This window comes from Geodermatophilus sp. SYSU D00708 (genome assembly GCF_054050115.1).
The window spans coordinates 17,549-36,326 of the sequence record NZ_JBJGYS010000004.1; the positions used below are offsets into that span (position 1 = coordinate 17,549).

Annotated in this window: 15 protein-coding genes; 9 read left to right on the forward strand and 6 right to left on the reverse strand. The window is 73.5% G+C overall.

Features of this window, described 5'->3' with window-relative positions; all coding sequences use genetic code 11:
- Window positions 1–410: 410 nt before the first annotated feature.
- The 5 genes from uvrB to ACI79D_RS05120 all read left to right on the forward strand — a co-directional run bounded on the left by uvrB (window position 411) and on the right by ACI79D_RS05120 (window position 7,682).
- Window positions 411–2,528, forward strand: a complete 2,118-nt coding sequence (uvrB, locus tag ACI79D_RS05100) for an excinuclease ABC subunit UvrB (RefSeq protein WP_456917233.1) — start codon at window positions 411–413, stop codon at window positions 2,526–2,528.
- A 139-nt stretch (window positions 2,529–2,667) separates the two neighbouring features.
- Window positions 2,668–3,021: an MmcQ/YjbR family DNA-binding protein gene (locus tag ACI79D_RS05105; protein WP_456917234.1), complete on the forward strand. Its 354-nt coding sequence runs from the start codon at window positions 2,668–2,670 to the stop codon at window positions 3,019–3,021.
- 304 nt (window positions 3,022–3,325) lie between these two features.
- The gene (locus ACI79D_RS05110; protein ID WP_456917235.1) at window positions 3,326–4,453 is read left to right on the forward strand and encodes a TerC family protein; all 1,128 of its coding nucleotides are present in this window, start codon (window positions 3,326–3,328) and stop codon (window positions 4,451–4,453) included.
- A 99-nt stretch (window positions 4,454–4,552) separates the two neighbouring features.
- Complete coding sequence (locus ACI79D_RS05115) at window positions 4,553–5,656, forward strand: TerC family protein (protein ID WP_456917236.1); 1,104 nt, start codon at window positions 4,553–4,555, stop codon at window positions 5,654–5,656.
- A 13-nt stretch (window positions 5,657–5,669) separates the two neighbouring features.
- Window positions 5,670–7,682, forward strand: coding sequence for a prolyl oligopeptidase family serine peptidase (locus ACI79D_RS05120; RefSeq protein WP_456917237.1), 2,013 nt, complete (start codon window positions 5,670–5,672; stop codon window positions 7,680–7,682).
- 163 nt (window positions 7,683–7,845) lie between these two features.
- Here the strand turns inward: ACI79D_RS05120 and ACI79D_RS05125 are convergent, their stop codons facing one another.
- Window positions 7,846–9,084: a polyhydroxyalkanoate depolymerase gene (locus tag ACI79D_RS05125; RefSeq protein WP_456917238.1), complete on the reverse strand. Its 1,239-nt coding sequence runs from the start codon at window positions 9,082–9,084 to the stop codon at window positions 7,846–7,848.
- Window positions 9,085–9,259: 175 nt separating this feature from the next.
- Between ACI79D_RS05125 and ACI79D_RS05130 the strand changes: the two genes are divergently transcribed.
- The 4 genes from ACI79D_RS05130 to ACI79D_RS05145 are packed head-to-tail and all read left to right on the forward strand — an operon-like array spanning window position 9,260 to window position 12,587.
- Window positions 9,260–10,510, forward strand: coding sequence for an alpha-hydroxy acid oxidase (locus tag ACI79D_RS05130; RefSeq protein WP_456917239.1), 1,251 nt, complete (start codon window positions 9,260–9,262; stop codon window positions 10,508–10,510).
- 8 nt (window positions 10,511–10,518) lie between these two features.
- Entirely contained in the window at window positions 10,519–11,520 is a 1,002-nt protein-coding gene (locus ACI79D_RS05135) for an acetamidase/formamidase family protein (RefSeq protein ID WP_456917240.1), read from the forward strand.
- 17 nt (window positions 11,521–11,537) lie between these two features.
- Window positions 11,538–12,299, forward strand: a complete 762-nt coding sequence (locus ACI79D_RS05140) for an SDR family NAD(P)-dependent oxidoreductase (protein ID WP_456917241.1) — start codon at window positions 11,538–11,540, stop codon at window positions 12,297–12,299.
- A gap of 9 nt (window positions 12,300–12,308) precedes the next feature.
- Window positions 12,309–12,587 carry a hypothetical protein gene (locus ACI79D_RS05145; protein WP_456917242.1) on the forward strand — a complete coding sequence of 93 codons (279 nt, stop codon included), beginning with the start codon at window positions 12,309–12,311 and terminating at the stop codon, window positions 12,585–12,587.
- Between the two features lie 18 nt (window positions 12,588–12,605).
- On the opposite strand, the gene ACI79D_RS05150 is transcribed toward ACI79D_RS05145, so the two are convergent.
- The 5 genes from ACI79D_RS05150 to ACI79D_RS05170 all read right to left on the reverse strand — a co-directional run bounded on the left by ACI79D_RS05150 (window position 12,606) and on the right by ACI79D_RS05170 (window position 18,672).
- Window positions 12,606–13,031 (reverse strand): hypothetical protein, encoded by a 426-nt coding sequence (locus ACI79D_RS05150; protein ID WP_456917243.1) that lies wholly within the window; start codon window positions 13,029–13,031, stop codon window positions 12,606–12,608.
- 318 nt (window positions 13,032–13,349) lie between these two features.
- Complete coding sequence (gene tkt, locus ACI79D_RS05155) at window positions 13,350–15,476, reverse strand: transketolase (protein WP_456917244.1); 2,127 nt, start codon at window positions 15,474–15,476, stop codon at window positions 13,350–13,352.
- 43 nt (window positions 15,477–15,519) lie between these two features.
- A complete protein-coding gene (locus tag ACI79D_RS05160; protein ID WP_456917245.1) occupies window positions 15,520–16,047 on the reverse strand; it encodes a ribose-5-phosphate isomerase in 528 nt (175 codons plus the stop codon).
- A 45-nt stretch (window positions 16,048–16,092) separates the two neighbouring features.
- Complete coding sequence (locus ACI79D_RS05165; RefSeq protein WP_456917246.1) at window positions 16,093–17,820, reverse strand: dihydroxyacetone kinase family protein; 1,728 nt, start codon at window positions 17,818–17,820, stop codon at window positions 16,093–16,095.
- Between the two features lie 81 nt (window positions 17,821–17,901).
- On the reverse strand, window positions 17,902–18,672 hold the full coding sequence (locus tag ACI79D_RS05170; protein ID WP_456917247.1) for a GolD/DthD family dehydrogenase: 771 nt from the start codon (window positions 18,670–18,672) through the stop codon (window positions 17,902–17,904).
- Between the last annotated feature and the right edge of the window lie 106 nt (window positions 18,673–18,778).

An 18,778-nucleotide genomic window follows, 5' to 3' on the forward strand; every position in this document is an offset into this window, starting at 1 on the left:
CGGGGGCCGGTGGCCTCCCGGCCGCGGGGCGTCGGCGGGGAGGTCGGTGCGTGCTGCTCCGCCGTTCCCGTTGCCCTGCCCCGAGGCCGCCCAACCCTCCGGTGGCCGGCGGAGGTGGAGATGTCGCTCACCGCCACCCCGGGACGACGACGGCCCCCGCGGGGGATCCCACGGGGGCCGTCGTGCGCAGGTCCGGCCGGGGCAGCGACGCCGGGGTCCGACCTCGCCCGGGCAGTGGCCTCGGGTGGCGCTGGTCCTCGACGCTGACCGCTCCTGCGAACGGGGACGCTAGGGGCGGCCGTACCCCATGGCAAGCACCGTCGGCCACCCGGTCGGACCCGGCAGCCCCAGGAGTCCTCCGCCGTCGCAGCGGCCCCGTCCTGTCACACCCCCGTCGTACCGTCGTCGGCGTGCGCGCAGCCACCGACCTCCGTCCCACCCAGGGGCGCTTCCGCGTCGTCAGCGAGTTCCAGCCCTCGGGCGACCAGCCGGCCGCCATCAAGGCGCTCGCCCAGAAGGTGAACGCCGGAGAGCAGGACGTCGTCCTCCTCGGCGCCACCGGCACGGGCAAGTCGGCCACCACGGCGTGGCTGATCGAGCAGGTGCAGCGGCCCACGCTGGTGATGGCGCCGAACAAGACGCTGGCCGCGCAGCTGGCCAACGAGTTCCGGGAGCTGCTGCCCGACAACGCCGTCGAGTACTTCGTCTCGTACTACGACTACTACCAGCCCGAGGCGTACGTCCCGCAGACCGACACCTACATCGAGAAGGACTCCTCGATCAACGAGGAGGTCGAGCGGCTGCGGCACTCGGCCACGCAGGCGCTGCTCACCCGGCGCGACGTCGTCGTGGTCGCCACCGTCTCGTGCATCTACGGCCTGGGCACGCCCGAGGAGTACGTCGACCGCGCGCTGAAGATCTCGGTGGGGGAGGAGCGCGACCGCGACGAGCTGCTGCGCACGCTGGTCACCGAGCAGTACACCCGCAACGACCTCAGCTTCACCCGCGGCACGTTCCGGGTGCGCGGCGACACCATCGAGGTCTTCCCGGTGTACGAGGAGCTCGCCGTCCGCATCGAGATGTTCGGCGACGAGGTGGAGCGGCTGTACTACCTGCACCCGCTGACCGGCGAGGTGGTGCGCGAGGTCCAGGAGCTGTTCGTCTTCCCGGCCACCCACTACGTGGCCGGTCCCGACCGCATGGAGCGGGCGATCGCCTCGATCGAGGCCGAGCTCGAGCAGCGGCTGGCGGAGCTGGAGCGGCAGGGCAAGCTGCTGGAGGCCCAGCGGCTGCGCATGCGCACCACCTACGACATCGAGATGATGCGCCAGGTCGGCTTCTGTTCCGGCATCGAGAACTACTCGCGGCACATCGACGGCCGCGCCCCCGGCAGCGCCGGCGCCTGTCTCATCGACTACTTCCCCGACGACTTCCTCCTGGTCATCGACGAGTCGCACGTGACCGTGCCGCAGATCGGCGGCATGTACGAGGGCGACATGAGCCGCAAGCGCACCCTGGTCGAGCACGGCTTCCGGCTCCCCTCGGCGATGGACAACCGCCCGCTGAAGTGGGAGGAGTTCACCGACCGGATCGGCCAGACCGTCTACCTGTCGGCCACGCCGGGGCCCTACGAGCTCGGCCGCACCCAGGGCGAGTTCGTCGAGCAGGTCATCCGGCCGACCGGCCTGGTCGACCCCGAGGTGGTCATCAAGCCGACCAAGGGCCAGATCGACGACCTGGTGCACGAGATCCGCCTGCGCACCGAGCGTGACGAGCGGGTGCTCGTCACCACGCTGACCAAGAAGATGGCCGAGGACCTCACCGACTACCTGCTCGAGCTCGGCATCAAGGTCCGCTACCTGCACTCCGAGGTCGACACCCTGCGTCGGGTGGAGCTGCTGCGCGAGCTGCGGCAGGGCGAGTACGACGTCCTGGTCGGCATCAACCTGCTGCGCGAGGGCCTCGACCTGCCCGAGGTGTCGCTGGTGGCGATCCTGGACGCCGACAAGGAGGGCTTCCTCCGGTCGGGCACCTCGCTCATCCAGACCATCGGCCGCGCCGCCCGCAACGTCTCCGGGCAGGTGCACATGTACGCGGACTCGATCACCCCGTCCATGGCGCACGCGATCGACGAGACCAACCGCCGGCGGGAGAAGCAGATCGCCTACAACACCGAGCGGGGCATCGACCCCCAGCCGCTGCGGAAGAAGATCGTCGACATCCTCGACGGCATCTACCGCGAGGCCGAGGACGCGGAGGCCGCCGAGCTCATCGGCGGCTCGGGCCGGCAGCAGTCCCGCGGCAAGTCGCCGGTGCCGGGCCTGTCCTCGAAGAAGGGCAAGGCCAAGGCGGGGTCGATCGACGTCCAGGGCCTGCCGCGCAACGAGCTGGCCGACCTCATCGCCCAGGTGAACGACCAGATGCTGGCCGCGGCCCGCGAACTGCAGTTCGAGGTCGCCGCCCGGCTGCGCGACGAGCTGGCGGAGCTGAAGAAGGAGCTGCGGCAGCTCGACGCCGCGCACGCCTGAGCGGCCGCGCCCGGAGGCTCGACCCGAGCCTGCGAGGGGTGAGGAGGGCGTGGTCCTCTCTCTCGCAGGCTCGCGGCGGGGCCCTGAAGCGGGGCCTGGTGGGGCCGGGAGCGGGTCCGGATTGCCTAGGGTCGCGCGGGTGGAGCGCGATCAGCTGGTCGAGTACTGCCTGGCCAAGCCGGGGGCGGAGGAGACCTACCCCTGGGGCGAGGCGGAGCTGGTCGCCAAGGTGGGCGGCAAGGCGTTCGCCTTCATCGGCCTGGACACCGGCACCGTCGGGGTGAAGTGCGGCCGCGACGCCGCCGAGGCAGCGGAGTGGCGGGAGCGCCATCCGGGCGCGATCGTGGCCAGCTCCTACATCGGGCGCTACGGCTGGAACGCCGTCGACTGGACCGGCACGGTCCCCGACGACGAGGTCCGGGAGCTCGTCGACACGTCGTACGACGCGGTCGTCGCCGCGCTGCCCCGGAGCCGACGGCCCATCGCACCCTGACACCCCCGGTGCCCCGACCCGCCGCGAGGCCCGGACCCGCCGCCATGGGCGCTCGAGCGGTGACCGGGCTCACCCCCGGGCGACGGGAACTCCGTCGGCCGCTCGTTCGTCCCCTGTGTGGACCCGCGGTGCGAGCCGGCGATGCCGCTTGCCCGGACCCGGGTCCGCACGTGGAGGGGAGTATCCCTACGCGGCGGGGTCGTCATCACGGGGTCTCTCGGGGATCTCCGGTCCTGCCGGTCGCGCCCGCGGCGGGAGAGACCTCCGGCACTGACACGTCTGCCAGTACCGGAGGAAACAACCCGTGGACGTCCCCTTCTGGATCTGGGCGATCACCGTCGCCGCCATCGTCGGAATGCTCGTGTTCGACTTCGTCGGCCACGTGCGCACGCCGCACGCACCCACCCTGCGCGAGTCCGCCACCTGGTCAGCGGTCTACGTCGGCATCGCCGTCGTGTTCGGGCTGCTCGTGCTGTGGTTCGCCGGGCCCCAGTACGGCGGTGAGTACTTCGCCGGCTTCATCACCGAGAAGAGCCTCTCGGTGGACAACCTGTTCGTCTTCGTCCTGATCATGAGCAGCTTCGCGGTGCCCCGGGAGCTGCAGCAGAAGGTGCTGCTCTTCGGCATCGCGTTCGCCCTCGCGCTGCGGACGGTCTTCATCCTCGTCGGCGCCGCCGCGATCGAGAACTTCAGCTGGGTCTTCTACCTGTTCGGCGCCTTCCTCATCTGGACGGCGTACGCCCAGGCGAAGGGCGGCGGTCACTCGCACGACGAGAGGTTCGAGGAGAACGGCGTCCTCCGCCTCACCCGGCGGCTGCTGCCGACCACCGAGGAGTACCACGGCGACCGCTTGACCACGACGATCAAGGGCAAGCGCTACATCACCCCGCTGGCGATCGCGCTGGTGGCCATCGGCAGCGCCGACATCCTGTTCGCCGTCGACTCGATCCCGGCGATCTTCGGGCTGACCCAGGAGACCTACCTGGTCTTCACCGCCAACGCCTTCGCGCTGCTCGGCCTGCGGCAGCTGTTCTTCCTGCTCGACGGCCTGCTCGACCGGCTCGTCTACCTCTCGTACGGGCTCGCGGTCATCCTCGGCTTCATCGGCGTCAAGCTGGTCATCCACGCGCTGCACACCAACGAGCTGCCGTTCGTCAACGGCGGGGAGCACGTGACCGTCGTCCCGGAGATCCCGACCTGGTTGTCCCTGGCGGTCATCCTCGGCACGCTGGTGGTGACGACCGTGGCGAGCCTGGCGAGCAACCGGCGCGACCGGGCGCGGGCTGCCGCACCTGGTCGCGCACGTTCCGGGGGCGTCCTCGAGGGGAACTCTCCCGACCAGGCCGCCGGGGACGACGGCCGCAGCACCGGCTCCTCCGTGGTCGCCGGGACCGCCGCCAGCAGCGGCGCGGACCGGTCGTCCACCGACTGAACACCGTCCCCGGCGGACGTCCCAGGACGTCCGCCGGGGCTCTGCCCACATCCATCGCCGTCGGCCGGGCCGATCGGCCGCACCGTAGAGTGAGCCTCCGTGGATCTGCCCGTCTGGTTCGAGGTCGCGACGTTCGTGGGGCTGACCGTCCTGCTGCTCGCCGACCTCGCGATCGTCGCCCGCCGCCCGCATGAGCCCTCCTTCAAGGAGGCGAGCCTGTGGGTCAGCTTCTACGTCGCGCTGGCCCTGCTCTTCGGCGTGCTGCTGCTGGTGTTCACGAACGGGCAGTTCGCGACGGAGTTCTACGCGGGCTGGCTGACCGAGTACAGCCTGTCGGTCGACAACCTGTTCGTCTTCGTGATCATCATGGCCCGCTTCCGGGTGCCGCGGCACCTGCAGCAGGAGGCCCTGATGGTCGGGATCATCATCGCGCTGATCCTGCGCGGGATCTTCATCCTGGCCGGCGCCGCACTCATCTCCCAGTTCACCTGGGTCTTCTACTTCTTCGGCGCCTTCCTGGTCTACACCGCGATCAACCTCGTCCGGCACCGCAACGAGGACGAGGACTACGAGGAGAACGCGTTCATCCGGCGGATGCGCCGGGTGCTCCCGATGACCGCGGACTTCCAGGGCGCGAAGATCCGGGTGACGGAGAAGGGCCGGAAGCTCTGGACGCCGATGGTCATCGTCTTCCTGGCCCTGGGGACGACGGACCTGATCTTCGCCCTCGACAGCATCCCGGCGATCTTCGGCCTCACCCGGGAGCCGTTCATCGTCTTCACGGCCAACGTCTTCGCGCTCATGGGCCTGCGCCAGCTGTACTTCCTGCTCGGCGGGCTGCTCAAGCGGCTGGTCTACCTCTCCCTGGGCCTCGCCGTGATCCTTGCCTTCATCGGCGTCAAGCTGGTCATGGAGGCCCTGCACGAGAACACCGTGCCGTTCATCAACGGCGGGGAGCACATCGAGGCCGTGCCGACCATCCCGATCTGGCTGTCGCTGTCGATCATCCTCGGCGTCCTCGCGATCGCGACGATCGCCAGCCTGATCAAGACCCGCGGCGAGATGCCGGAGGAGTCGCCGGCCGACGAGGAGGTCGCGGGCACGGTGCAGACGCAGGGCCCGGAGGCGCTGGCCGACGCCGAGCGCCGCACGGAGACCGTGGCCGAGGGCGACGAGGTGGGGGAGGACACGCGCCGCCGCTGAGGCGCCGCCCCCCATGCGTCCTGCCGACCTGGCGCTGCTGCGCACCCCCGGCGTCCCGGCGGTCTCCCCGGACGGCCGGATGGCCGTCGTGGCCGTCACCCGGCTCGACCTGGACGCCGACGAGTACCGCAGCCAGCTGTGGGCCGTGCCCACCGACGGGTCGGCGCCCGCCCGGGCGCTGACCTCGGGCGCCCGGGACACCACGCCGGCGTTCTCCCCGGACGGCCGGTGGCTGGCCTACCTGGGCGCCGAGCCGGGCGGCCGGCCGCAGGTGCACGTGCTGCCCACCGCCGGTGGGGCGCCGCGACGGCTGACCGGGCACCCGCTCGGCGCCGGCGCACCGGTGTGGTCGCCGGACTCCCGCCGGCTGGCGTACACCGCGCGGGTGCCCGAGCAGGGGCGCTACGGCACCGACCCGGACGTCGCGCCCGAGGCCGAGCCGCCGCGGCTGATCACCACCCTGCGGTACCGGCTCGACGGCGTCGGCTTCGTCGTGGACCAGCACAGCCACGTGTTCGTCCTCGACCTGCCCCCGGACGGCGCGGACGACGCCACGTCACCGCCCCCGCCGCGGCAGCTCACCGACGGCCCCGCCGACGACGGGGACGTCGCCTGGAGCCCGGACGGCGCGGAGCTGGCCTTCGTGTCCGCGCGCCACCCGCGCGCCGACCGCGACCTGGTGCGCGACGTCCACGCCGTCCCGGCGGCGGGCGGGGCCCTGCGGCGGGTCACCGACGGGCGGGCCGACTGCTCCCGGCCCGTCTACGACCCGACCGGCACCTGGCTGTACCTGACCGCCCGGCCCGACCTGGGCCCCGACGGCACCGACGACGTCGCCCGCAGCGCGACGCTGTGCCGCGTCCCGGCCGGCGGCGGGCCCCTCGAGCCGCTGCTGGACCCGGAGGAGACCGACCGCGGGGACGAGACGCCCGCGACCGTGCTGGCCGACGGCGCCGCGCTCCTCGGCGTGCAGCGGCGCGGCGCGGTCGAGCTGCTGCGGGTGCCGCTGGCCGGCGGGGCGCCCGAGGCGCTGGTCGACGGGCCGTTCACCGTCCGCGGGATCGCGGCCGGCGGGGGCGCCGTCGTAGCCACCGTGGCACACGACCGCTCCGCGGGGGAGCTCATCGCCATCACGCCCGGCCGGCGCCGGCTGCTCACCGGCTTCGGCCGCGCGCTGGGTGCCACCGGCCGGCTGCACCGGGCGGGCGAGGTCACCGCGGCCGCCCCCGACGGGTCCCCGGTGCACGGGTGGGTCACCGTGCCCGACGGGCCGGGTCCGCACCCGGTGGTCCTGCTGCTGCACGACGGCCCCTACCGGCAGGACGGCTGGTCGCTGCTCGACGACGCGCAGGTGCTGGTCACGGCCGGCTACGCCGTCGTCCGGTGCAACCCGCGCGGGTCGTCCGGCTACGGGCAGGCGCACGGGCGGGTGCTCCGCGGCGCGCAGGGCACCGTCGACGCCGCCGACGTCGTCGCCCTCCTCGACGCCGCCCTGGAGGACCCCGCCCTGGACGCCGACCGGGTCGGGGTCATGGGCGTCGGCTACGGCGGCTCCCTCGCCGCGCTGCTGATCGGGCGCACCCCGCGCTTCGCCGCGGCGGTCGTGGAGGGCGCCTGCCTGGACCCGGGGAGCGCCGTCGGCACCGCGGAGCAGAGCGTTCTCGCGCAGGCCGGGTCGATCACCACCCCGACGCTGGTGGTCCACGGCGAACAGGACTGGCGCTGCCCGGTCGAGCAGGCGCACCGGCTCTACGCCGAGCTGAGAAGACGAGGGGTGCCCGCGGAGCTCCTGCTGTTCCCGGGGGAGGGGCACGAGCTGGCCCGGTCCGGCCGCCCGCGACACCGGCTGGCCCGGGTGGGGCACCTGCTGCGCTGGTGGGGCCGGTGGCTGCCGACCGCGGAGGACCCCGCCGAGCAGCTCGCGGAGCTGCCCGGCGAGGTGGTGGACCACGAGGTGGCGGACGACGACCCGCTCCCGGTCACCGACGGCCGGCCGCTGACCGTGCGCGCCCAGCGGCTGGCGTGAGCTGCGGGTCGCCGGCGCCCCGTGGCTGTCAGACGCGGTGACACCGGCCGGCTTCCGCGCCCCGTGTAAGGACCCCGCTGCCCCCCACCGCTCGCAAGCTCGCGGCGGGACCCTGCAGCGCGGCCACCACCGCTCGTTCCTCGCTGCGATGCTCCCGTGGCTGTCAGACGGCGGCGGCCCGCTCGGCGGCGTGCTCCGCGACGAACGAACGCAGCACCGGGTACACCTCGGCCTCCCAGCGGGAGCCGCTGAACACGCCGTAGTGACCGACGCCCGGCTGCAGGTGGTGCCGCTTGTGCTCGTCGGGGATCCCGGTGCACAGCGCGTGCGCCGCCTCGGTCTGACCCGGGGAGCAGATGTCGTCGCGGGCGCCCTCGACGGTGAGCAGCGCGGTCCGCCGGATCGCGCCGGGGTCGACCGGCTGCCCGCGCCAGGTGAACCGGCCCAGCGCGAAGTCGTGGTCCATGAAGATGCGGCCGACGGTCTCCAGGTAGAACTCGGCCGGGACGTCCATCACGGCGCCGTACTCGTCGTAGAACGCCCGCGTCGCGGCCGCCCGCTCGGCGTTGCCCGCCACCAGGTCGCGGTACATCTGCAGATGGGCGCCCCAGTGCCGGCGCGGGTTCATCGACATGAAGGCGGTCAGCTGCACCACCCCCGGGTAGACCCGCCGCCCTGCGCCGGGGTAGCGGGCGGGCACCGTGTCGATGAGCCGGCGCTCGTAGGCCGACAGCGGCCGCTTCGCCGCGGCCTCGTTCACCCGGTTCGGGTTGACCCGCGTGTCGACCGGCCCGGCCATCAGCGTCACGCTCCGCGGCTGGGCGTCGTCGTCCGCCGCCGCGAGCAGGGACACCGCCGCCAGCACCGGGACGGCGGGCTGGCAGACCGCCACCACGTGCGCGTCCGGTCCCAGGTGCCGCAGCGCCGTCATGACGTGCTCGATGTACTCGTCGAGCCCGAACGGGCCGTGCTCCACCGGGATGTCCCGGGCGTTGTGCCAGTCGAGCACGTACACGTCGTGGTCGGACAGCAGCGTGCGGATCGTCGGCCGGATCAGCGTGGTGAAGTGGCCGGACATCGGCCCGACGACGAGCACCTTCGGCTGGTCGGTGACGGAGGGCTTCGCGAAGTGCAGGAGGGTGGCGAACGGGGTGGCCGTCAGGGGCTCCTCGCGCACGTCGGCCAGCCGGTCGCCGACCGGCACCACGTCGATGCCGTACTCCGGCCGGTGGTGGGTGGGGCGGGCGCGCGCCACGATGTCGCAGGCCGCCCGGAGGTGGCGCACCGCGGTCCGGCCGGAGAGCGCGGTCGGCAGGGTGGAGAGGGCCCGGGCGGTGAGCCCGGAGGCCGTCACGACGGGCGTGCTCGCCCGGCGGTTCCACTCGTACGCGGTGTAGAGCATGGGGACCTGCCTGTTCCTCGGTGCGGGCGGCGACGGTGACGCACGTCACTGTGCCAGCGACGTTAACGGCGGTTCGCGTGCGGCGCGCGGCGGGGCGGTCGTGTCGTCCCACGGGTACCGGCTGCACCACCGGTGCTGGCAGGGTGGGCGGACCGCCGACACGAGGAGGCCCTGGGTGGTCGAGCGCCGCGTTCCCCGCTGGTCCGAGCTGCGTGAGCTCGTCCGTCCGCGACCGCTGTCCGGCGACGCGACCGACCGGCGGCTGGCCGCGGCGGCGACCGTCGGGGACCTGCGCACGATCGCCCGCCGCCGGGTGCCGCGCGCGGTCTTCGACTACACCGACGGCGCAGCCGGTGCGGAGGAGAGCCTGCGGCGCTCCCGCGAGGCGTTCACCCGCCTGGAGTTCCGGCCGAGCGTGCTGCGCGACGTCTCCGTCGTCGACCCGTCGACGACGGTCCTCGGCCGCCCGGCGGCCCTCCCGCTGGTCTTCGCGCCGACCGGCTTCACCCGGCTCATGCACACCGAGGGGGAGTCCGCCGTCGGCCGGGTGGCCGCGCGGGTGGGCATCCCGCACGCGTTGTCGACCATGGGGACGACGACGATCGAGGCCCTCGCCGCGGCCGCGCCGGGCGGGCGCCGGTGGTTCCAGCTCTACCTGTGGCGCGACCGCGAGGCCAGCGAGGCCCTGGTCGCGCGGGCTGCCGCGGCCGGCTACGAGGCGCTGGTGCTCACCGTCGACACCCCGGTGGCCGGGCCGCGGCTGCGCGACGTCCGCAACGGGTTCACCATCCCCCCGGCGCTCACCCTGCGGACGGTGGCCAACGCCGCCGTCCACCCGCGCTGGTGGGTCGACCTGCTCACCACCGAGCCGCTCGAGTTCGCCTCCCTGCGCTCGTGGGGCGGCACCGTCGCCGAGCTCGCCGACCGCGTCTTCGAGCCGGCCGCGACCCTCGCCGACGTCCGGGACCTGCGGCAGCGGTGGTCCGGCGCGCTGGTCGTCAAGGGCGTGCAGACGGCGGAGGACGCCCGCGCCGTGGTGGACGCCGGCGCCGACGCCGTCGTCGTCTCCAACCACGGCGGCCGCCAGCTGGACCGCGCGCCCACGCCGCTGCTGGAGCTGCCCGCGGTCGTCGCGGCGGTGGGGGACCGGGCGGAGGTCTACCTCGACGGCGGCATCCTCGACGGTGCCGACGTCGTCGCCGCGGTGGCCCTGGGCGCGCGGGCCTGCCTCGTCGGGCGGGCGTACCTGTACGGGCTGATGGCCGGCGGCGAGCGAGGCGTGCAGCGGGTGGCCGACATCCTGTCCCGCGAGGTGGCGCGGACGCTGCAGCTGCTCGGCGTCCCGTCCGTCGCGGAGCTCACGCCGGACCGGGTGCGGCTGCCCGGCGCGCCGCAGCCGTTGCCGACGTCACCTGCGGCTTCCTAGGGTGCGTCATGGACGTCGTCGAGGTCGTGCCGTCGTTCGAGCAGTACGCGTACACGTTCGGCGGGGTGGCCCCGCTGCGGCGGGTGACACCGGGGACGGCGCTGCGGGTGTGGTCCGAGGACGCGTTCAACGGCGCGCTCCGCTCGACCAAGGACCTCTCGACGGAGAAGGTCGACCTGCGCTTCGTCAACCCGCAGACCGGCCCCTTCTACGTCGAGGGCGCCGAGCCCGGTGACACCCTCGCCCTGCACTTCGTCGCGATGGAGCCGGCCCGCGACTGGGGCGCCTCGGCCGCGATCCCGTTCTTCGGCGGGCTGACCAGCACCGACCGGACGGCGACCCTGCAGGACGCGCTGCCGGACACCACCTGGATCTACGAGCTCGACCGGGCCGCCAACACCGTCACCTTCGCCGCGCAGCACACCGACCTGCAGGTCGCGCTGCCGGTGGAGCCGATGCTCGGCACGGTCGGGGTCGCCCCGCCCGGCGGCGAGGTGCGCAGCTCGCTGGTGCCCGAGCGCTTCGGCGGCAACATGGACACCCCGCAGATGCGGCCCGGCACCACCTGCTTCCTCGGGGTCAACGTCGAGGGGGCGCTGTTCTCCGTCGGCGACGGGCACTACCGCCAGGGCGAGGGCGAGGCGTGCGGCACCGCCGTCGAGGGCGCGATGACCACGACGCTGATCGTCGAGCTGGTCAAGGGCGGGGCCCCGCTGTGGCCGCGGCTCGAGGACGACACGCACTGGATGACCGTCGGGTCCAGCCGGCCCCTGGAGGACGCCTGGCGGATCGGCCAGGTGGAGCTCGTGCGCTGGTTCGGCGAGCTCTTCGGCCTGCACCCGATGGACGGCTACCAGCTGCTGTCGCAGATCACCGAGGTGCCGATCGCCAACGTCGTCGACGCCAACTACAGCGCCGTGGTGAAGGCCCGCAAGTCCCTCCTGCCGCGGGCCACGGCCTACGGCGGGCTGCACGACGACCTCCGCCGCCGCGCGGCGACCCTGCTCTGACCCCTGGGAGGAACCCCGTGGACCTGCAGTTGACCGGCTCCCGCGTGCTCGTCACCGGCGGCACCCGCGGCATCGGCCGGGCGATCGTCGAGGCATTCGTCGACGAGGGCGCCGTCGTGGAGTTCTGCGCCCGCGACGCCGGCGAGATCGAGGTGGCCGAGAAGGAGATCGCCGGCCGCGGCGGGCGGGCCACCGGCGTCCGGCTCGACGTGCGGGACGGCGCGGCGCTGACCGACTGGGTGGCGGCGGCGGCCGGCCGGCTGGGCGGGCTGGACGCCGTCGTGGCGAGCGTCAGCGCGCTGGCCGTCCCGGACACCGAGGAGAACTGGTACGCCTCCTTCGAGGTCGACCTCATGCACACGGTGCGGCTCGCCACGGCCGCACTGCCGCACCTGGAGGCCAGCAGCAACGGCTCGATCGTGGCCATCTCCAGCGTCTCCGGCCGCGAGTCCGACTTCGCCTCGGGCCCCTACGGGACGATGAAGACCGCGATCGTCGGCTACATCAGCGGGCTGGCGTTCCAGCTGGCCGGCCGGGGGGTGCGGGCCAACGTCGTCTCCCCGGGCAACACCTACTTCACCGGCGGCATCTGGAACAGCATCGAGCAGGGCCAGCCCGAGCTGTTCGCGGACTCGCTGGCGCTCAACCCGACCGGCCGCATGGGGACGCCGGAGGAGATGGCCAAGGCCGTGGTCTTCCTGTCCAGCCCGGTGTCCAGCTTCACGACCGGCACGAACCTGGTCGTGGACGGCGCCCTGACGCGCGGCGTCCAGCTGTAGGAGGCGGGCGTGGCGATCATCTACCCGGTCCAGGCCGACGCACCCGAGCCCGAGGACGGCACCGACCCCGACTTCGGCGAGCTCGCCGCCGACCTGTCCGACAGCTGGCTGGTCGAGGTCGCCGTCAGCGACGACGGGGACGACGCCTGCTTCGGCCCGCTCACCGCGCGGGCGGCCTGGGACCTCGCCCTCGGCATCGACGAGCGCCGTCCGGGCTGGACGGTCTCCATCGTCCCGCTGCACGTCGCGGGCACCGCCGACGAGCTGGTCGCCCTCTTCGACGAGTGACCGGCGCCGGGCGCCCGGTCACGTCGACGTCCCGGCTCCCTCGACGGTGCCGGCGCCCTCCACGGGGGCGGCCGCGCCCCGCCACTGGCCGGCGGCCAGGACCCGCTCCCACATGACGCCGGCCACGGCGTAGCAGACCACCGCCCGCCAGGAGTCGTCGGACTGCCGCACCCAGCCCGCGAGCTCGCCCCGGTACCAGCGGCCGTCGGTGTGCCGGGCCTCGGCGCCGCCGTGGCCGGCCGGGAGGTACAGGTCGTCGGGTCCGGCGGTGCGGACGTCGATCTCGCTGTGCGGGGGCTCCCGGCCGGTGGCCTGCCGGACCAGCCACACGGCCAGGCGGGCCGCCTCGGTGGGACGCCACAGCGGCGCGCTGCGGTCGATCGCGGGGACGCTGAGGTACCAGTCGACTGCGCGTCGCCGGACGATCGCGACGTACTCGGACATGCCGGACCCCTCCGACGTTCCTCGTCTCCCGCGAGTGCCGGGCAAGCGGTGTCGTGCGGCGGGACCCGGGTCGCGGCGCACACGGGGCGGTCCTCCGGACGGCGGGGAGAGCGTGCCGGAGGTCGGCGTCCCCGGTCGGCTGCTCGGCCGGGGCCGGCTGCCCGGCACGGCGCAAGGCGACCGGGCGGCCCCAGTCTTCGTCACGCGGGGTCGGCGCGGTAGGGGCAGATCCCGTTTCGCTTCGGCGCCTCGGGGCCGGCCCGTCACCCACCGCCCTCTCGCCACTCCGGGGCGACGCCTCCCCGACGTGGTCAGCGGTCAGCCGGGACGGCCTCCCTCAGCTCCCCGGCCCGGGGCTGCCACCAGCTCGCGGGCGGCAGCGGCCACCGCCTCCGGGGTGAAGCCGAACTTCGTCTGCAGGTCCTTGAGCGGAGCCGAGGAGCCGAAGGTGCTCATGGCGATGATCCGGCCACCGGACCCCACCCAGCGGTCCCAGCCGAAGGACGAGGCCTGCTCGACGGCGACGCGGGCGGTGACGGACGGCGGGAGGACCTCGTCGCGGTAGCCCTGCGGCTGCCGGTCGAACAGCTCCATCGACGGCATGCTCACCACCCGGGAGGCGATGCCCTCGGAGACGAGCTGCTCGTGGGCGGCCACGGCGAGTGCGACCTCGCTGCCGGTGGCGATCAGGATGACGTCGGGGACGCGCTCAGGGTCACCGGCGAGCACGTAGGCGCCCCGCGCCACGCCGGCCGCGGAGGCGTAGCGGCTGCGGTCCAGCGTGGGCAGCGCCTGGCGGGAGAGCACGAGAGCGACCGGCTCGTGCCGCAGCGGCAAGATGGTCCGCCACGCCTCGACCACCTCGTTGGCGTCGGCGGGCCGCAGGTCGATCATCCCGGGCATCGCGCGCAACGAGGCCAGGTGCTCGACCGGTTGGTGGGTGGGACCGTCCTCGCCGACGCCGATGGAGTCGTGGGTGAAGAGGTGGATCACCGGCAGTTCCATCAGGGCCGACAGCCGCACCGCACCGCGCTGGAAGTCGGAGAAGATGAGGAACCCCGCCTGGTAGGCACGCACCTTCGACAACGCCAGCCCGTTGGCCACGGCCGCGGCGGCGTGCTCCCGCACGCCGAAGTGCAGGTTGCGCCCGCCCCGGTCGTCGGCGCCGAAGTCCCCGGCACCGGCGAAGGTGAGCCGGCTCTTGTTGGACGGCGCCAGGTCCGCCGACCCGCCCAGCAGCCAGGGCACCCGCTGTGCGATCGCGTTGAGCACCGTCCCGCTGGCATCTCGCCCCGCCATGCCCTTCGGGTCCGTCGGGAAGCGCGGCAGATCGGCGTCCCAGCCGTCGGGCAGCAGGCGGCGCTGCATCCTGTCCAGGCCTTCGGCGAGGTCGGGGTACTCGGTGGCGTAGCGGGCGTAGAGCTGTTCCCACGCGGTGCGCAGCTTCCGGCCGCGGCTGCGCACACCGTCCTGGAAGTCCGCATAGACGTCCTCGGGGACGAGGAACCGGGCATCCTCCGGCCAGCCGAAGAACCGCTTCGCCGCCCGTACCTCCTCCTCGCCCAGCGGCTCCCCGTGCGCCGCCGCGGTGCCCTGCTTGGTCGGTGCGCCGTACCCGATGACGGTGTCGACGATGATCAGCGTCGGCCGGTCGGCGGTGGCCTTGAACGAGGTGAACGCCCGATCGAGCGCGGCAAGGTCGTTCGCGTCGGTCACGTGCTCCACGGCCCAGCCGAGCGCGGTGAAGCGACGGGCGACGTCCTCGCTGAAGGCGAGGTCGATACTGCCCTCGATGGTGATGCGGTTGCTGTCGTAGATCCAGCACAGGTTCGACAGCCGCAGGTGCCCGGCCAGCGACGCCGCCTCAGCGCCGATGCCCTCCATCAGGTCGCCGTCACCGCACAGGGCGTAGACGTCGTGGTCGAACAGCTCGAAGCCCGGCCGGTTGAACGCCGCCGCCTGCCACTGCCCGGCGATCGCCATGCCGACGCTGGTGGCGATGCCGGTGCCCAGCGGGCCGGTGGTGCACTCCACACCGGAGGTCCACCGGTACTCGGGATGCCCCGGTGTCTTCGAGTCCAGTTGCCGGAAGCGACGCAGGTCCTCCAGTGAGACGGCGGGTTTCCCGCGGGTCTCGTACTGCGAGTCCACCGACGTGACGCCGGAGAGGTGGATGAGGTTGTAGAGCAAGGTGGAGGCGTGTCCCACCGAGAGCACGAACCGGTCCCGGTTCGCCCAGATCGGCAGCTCGGGGTCGTAGCGCAGGTGGTTCTGCCACAGCGTGTACGCCACCGGCGCAAGCGCCATCGCCGTGCCCGGGTGCCCGGAACGAGCGGCCTGGACGGCGTCCATGGCCAGGGTCCGGATGGTGTTGATCGACCGCCAGGCGCGGTCGGCGTCACCGGCGGCGCCCTCGGTGCTGGAGGCGTTGGTGCTCTGGCTCATGCTCTCGCTCTCGCGTGTGCGTGGAGGCCCGGTCGGGTCGAGGTCAGTCGCAGCGAGCCCGCGCCATGTCCTCCTCGAGCGCGATCTCGGTCGCGGAGTCGGCCTGTCCGCTCGCGGCCTCGTAACCGCGGATGGCATCGACCTTCGCCGCCGACGCGGAGGCGGGGTCGAAGCGGTAGCCCAGGTACTCCCGGACGAGCCGCCGGGCCAGCTCGATGCCGATGACCCGCTGACCCAGGCAGAGCACCTGGGCGTCGTTGCTGAGCACGGCCCGCTCCACGGAGAAGCTGTCGTGCGCGGTCACCGCCCGGATTCCCGGGACCTTGTTGGCACTGATCGCCACGCCGAGGCCGGTCCCGCAGACCAGCACCGCCCGGTCGGCCTTGCCCTCCGCGATGAGCTGCGCGGCGGCCACCGCCACGTGCGGGTAGGCGGTGGTGTCGTCGGCGTTCACGCCCACGTCGGTCACCTCGGCAACCCGCTCGTCGCCCTGCAGGTCCGCCTTCAGCGTCTCCTTGTACTGCAGTCCCGCGTCGTCGGATCCGACGACGACCCTCAGCCGGTCGGACATGCGCAAGCTCCTCTGTTCGTTCGTCGTTGGGAAGGGAGACGGCCGTCAGGCCTCGCCGAGGACGCGGCCGACCGTGCGCAGGCAGGCGGCCAGGGACATCGCTCCGGCGTCGGGCGTGCCGACGCTGCGCTCTGCCAGTGGACGGGCCCGCCCCACCTTCGGCCGCAGCGCGGCGGTGTCCTGCGCGGCCTGCTCCGCGCGGCGCGCGGCGTCGTCCCAGGCCGGCCACAGGTGCTGCCCGCCGTCCACGGCGGCGGACAACGCCTCGGTGAACGGCAGCAGGGCGTCGAGCATGGTCTTGTCCCCCGGTTCGGCCTTGCCGAGCCGGACGAGGGCGTCGTAGCCGTCGCGGACCGCGGCGGCGACCACCTCCGGTGTCGGGACGCCGGAGTCACCGATCCGCTGCCCGACCGCGGCGAGCGCCGCGCCCCAGAGGACGCCGGAGGTGCCGCCGGCCTTGGCCGCCCAGGCGTCGCCGGCCTGCACGAGCACCGTGCCGGGACCGGCCCCGGTGTCGAGGGCGGCGCGGGCGGCGTCGCGCGCGGCCGCGGTGCCGCGCACCATGCCGCGCCCGTGGTCGCCGTCACCGGCGACGGCGTCGATGCGCCCCAGCTCCTCCTCCATCGCGGCCATGTCCTGGGCCATCGCCGACACCGCGGCCACGACGCGGACGGCGCAGTCGCGGGTCGCCTCGTCGACGACGGCGGCCCCGGCGGTACCGGCGGCGCTCACGGTGGCCTCGCCGGCCGAGCGGAGCTCCTCACCGCCCTCGGCGCCGAGCGCGCCCTTGCGGTACGCGGGGGTGTCGGCCGGAGCGCGCCAGAAGCGGTCGAGCTCCTCGTCCAGCCACATCAGGGTCAGGGAACAGCCGGCCATGTCGAGGCTGGTGACGAGTTCGCCCACCTCTGGCTCGACGACCTCCAGTCCGGCGTCGCGGAGCCGGCGGGCCACGGACGCCCAGACGATGAACAGTTCCTCGTACTTGGTGCGCCCGAGTCCGTTGAGGATCGCCGCGACGCGCGTGCCGGCCCCCGCCGGCGTCTCGGCGAGCAGCCCGTCGACCAGGATCCCGGCGAGCTCCGAGGCGGTGGGCATCGGCTGCTCGGAGACACCGGGCTCGCCGTGGATGCCCAGGCCGAGGCCCATCATCCCCTGCGGCACGGTGAACAGCGGCTCCTGGGCGCCGGGCATGGTGCAACCGTCGAAGGCCACGCCGAGCGTGCGGGTGCGGTCGTTGGCCAGCCGGGCCACCCGCTCCACGCCGTCGAGGTCGTAGCCCTCCTCCGCCGCCGCCGAGGCGCACTTGAAGACGGTGAAGTCGCCGGCGATGCCGCGCCGCTTGGTGATCTCCGAGACCGGCGCGCTGGCCACGTCGTCGGTCACCGCGAAGTACCGGGCGTCGATGCCCTCGGACCGCAGGCGGTCGACGCCGAGCCCGAAGTTCATCACGTCGCCGGCGTAGTTCCCCGTGGTCAGCAGCACGCCGGCACCGGCGTCCACGGCCCGGCCGACCGAGGCCGCCTCCGCGGCCGACGGCGAGGTGAACACGTTCCCGATCACCGCCCCGTCGGCGAAGCCGGGGCCGACCACCCCGCAGAAGGCGGGGTAGTGCCCGGACCCGCCGCCGACGACGACGCCGACCTTGCCCGGCCGCGGTCGACTCGCGCGGACGACGCCACCGGGGACGCCCACCACGCGGCCGGCGTGGGCGTCGAGGAAACCGGTGACCATGTCCTCGGTGAAGGTGGCCGGGTCGTCGTACAGGCGGGTCACGGACGTCCTCCCATGGACGAGGGGGTGAGGGGGTGCGCCGGCACCGGCCGCCGGCCCGCGGGCGGCGGCCGGTGCCGGCGGTCAGCGGATGGTGTAGCCGCCGTCGACCAGGAGGTCCGCGCCGTTGACCATGCGCGCGGCGTCGGAGGCCAGGAAGACGGCAGCCGCGGCGATCTCCTCCGGCAGGGCGAACCGGCCGGTCGGGATCAGTGCCTTGAGGGCGTCGCCCTTGGGGCCCTCCCACGCCTTGCGGCCGAGGTCGGTGAGGACCACGGTCGGGGAGATCGAGTTGACCGTGACCCCACGGCCAGCCCATTCTGCAGCCAGGACCTTGGTCACGCCGACCACGCCGAACTTGGACGCGCAGTAGGCGACGTGCTGGTCGAGAGCGACCGAGGCCGCCTGCGAGGCGAGGTTGATGATCGCGCCCCGCCCAGCGGCGAGCATGTGCCGCCCGACCGCCTGAGCCACGAAGAAGGTGCCGGTCAGGTTCACGTCCAGAGTCGTCCGCCAGGCGGACACGCCGATCTCCTCGGCGGGTGCGAGCATGACGACTCCGGCGCTGTTGACGAGCACGTCGATGCGCCCGAAGGCGTCGATCACCATCGCGACGGCGTTCTCCACCGAGTCGGGGTCGGAGACGTCGCAGCTGAACGCACGGGCGCCGTTGCCGACCGCATCGGCGTGCCGCTGTGCCACCTCCCCGTTCAGGTCGACGATCGCCACCTGCGCGCCCTTGGCCGCGTACGCCTGGGCGATCGCCCCCCCGATCCCGGACGCGCCTCCCGTGACGAGGGCGACCTTCCCGTCCAGGTCGAACGACAGGTCGACGGTCGGAGTGTCGTCGGGCATGGGTGGTCTCTCCTCAGAGGAGTGGACGGACGGTGATCACACGGCTTCGGCGATAAGCAACAAGAGCGCTGCGGAACGCAACATCTCAGATGTGACAACCTCCGTC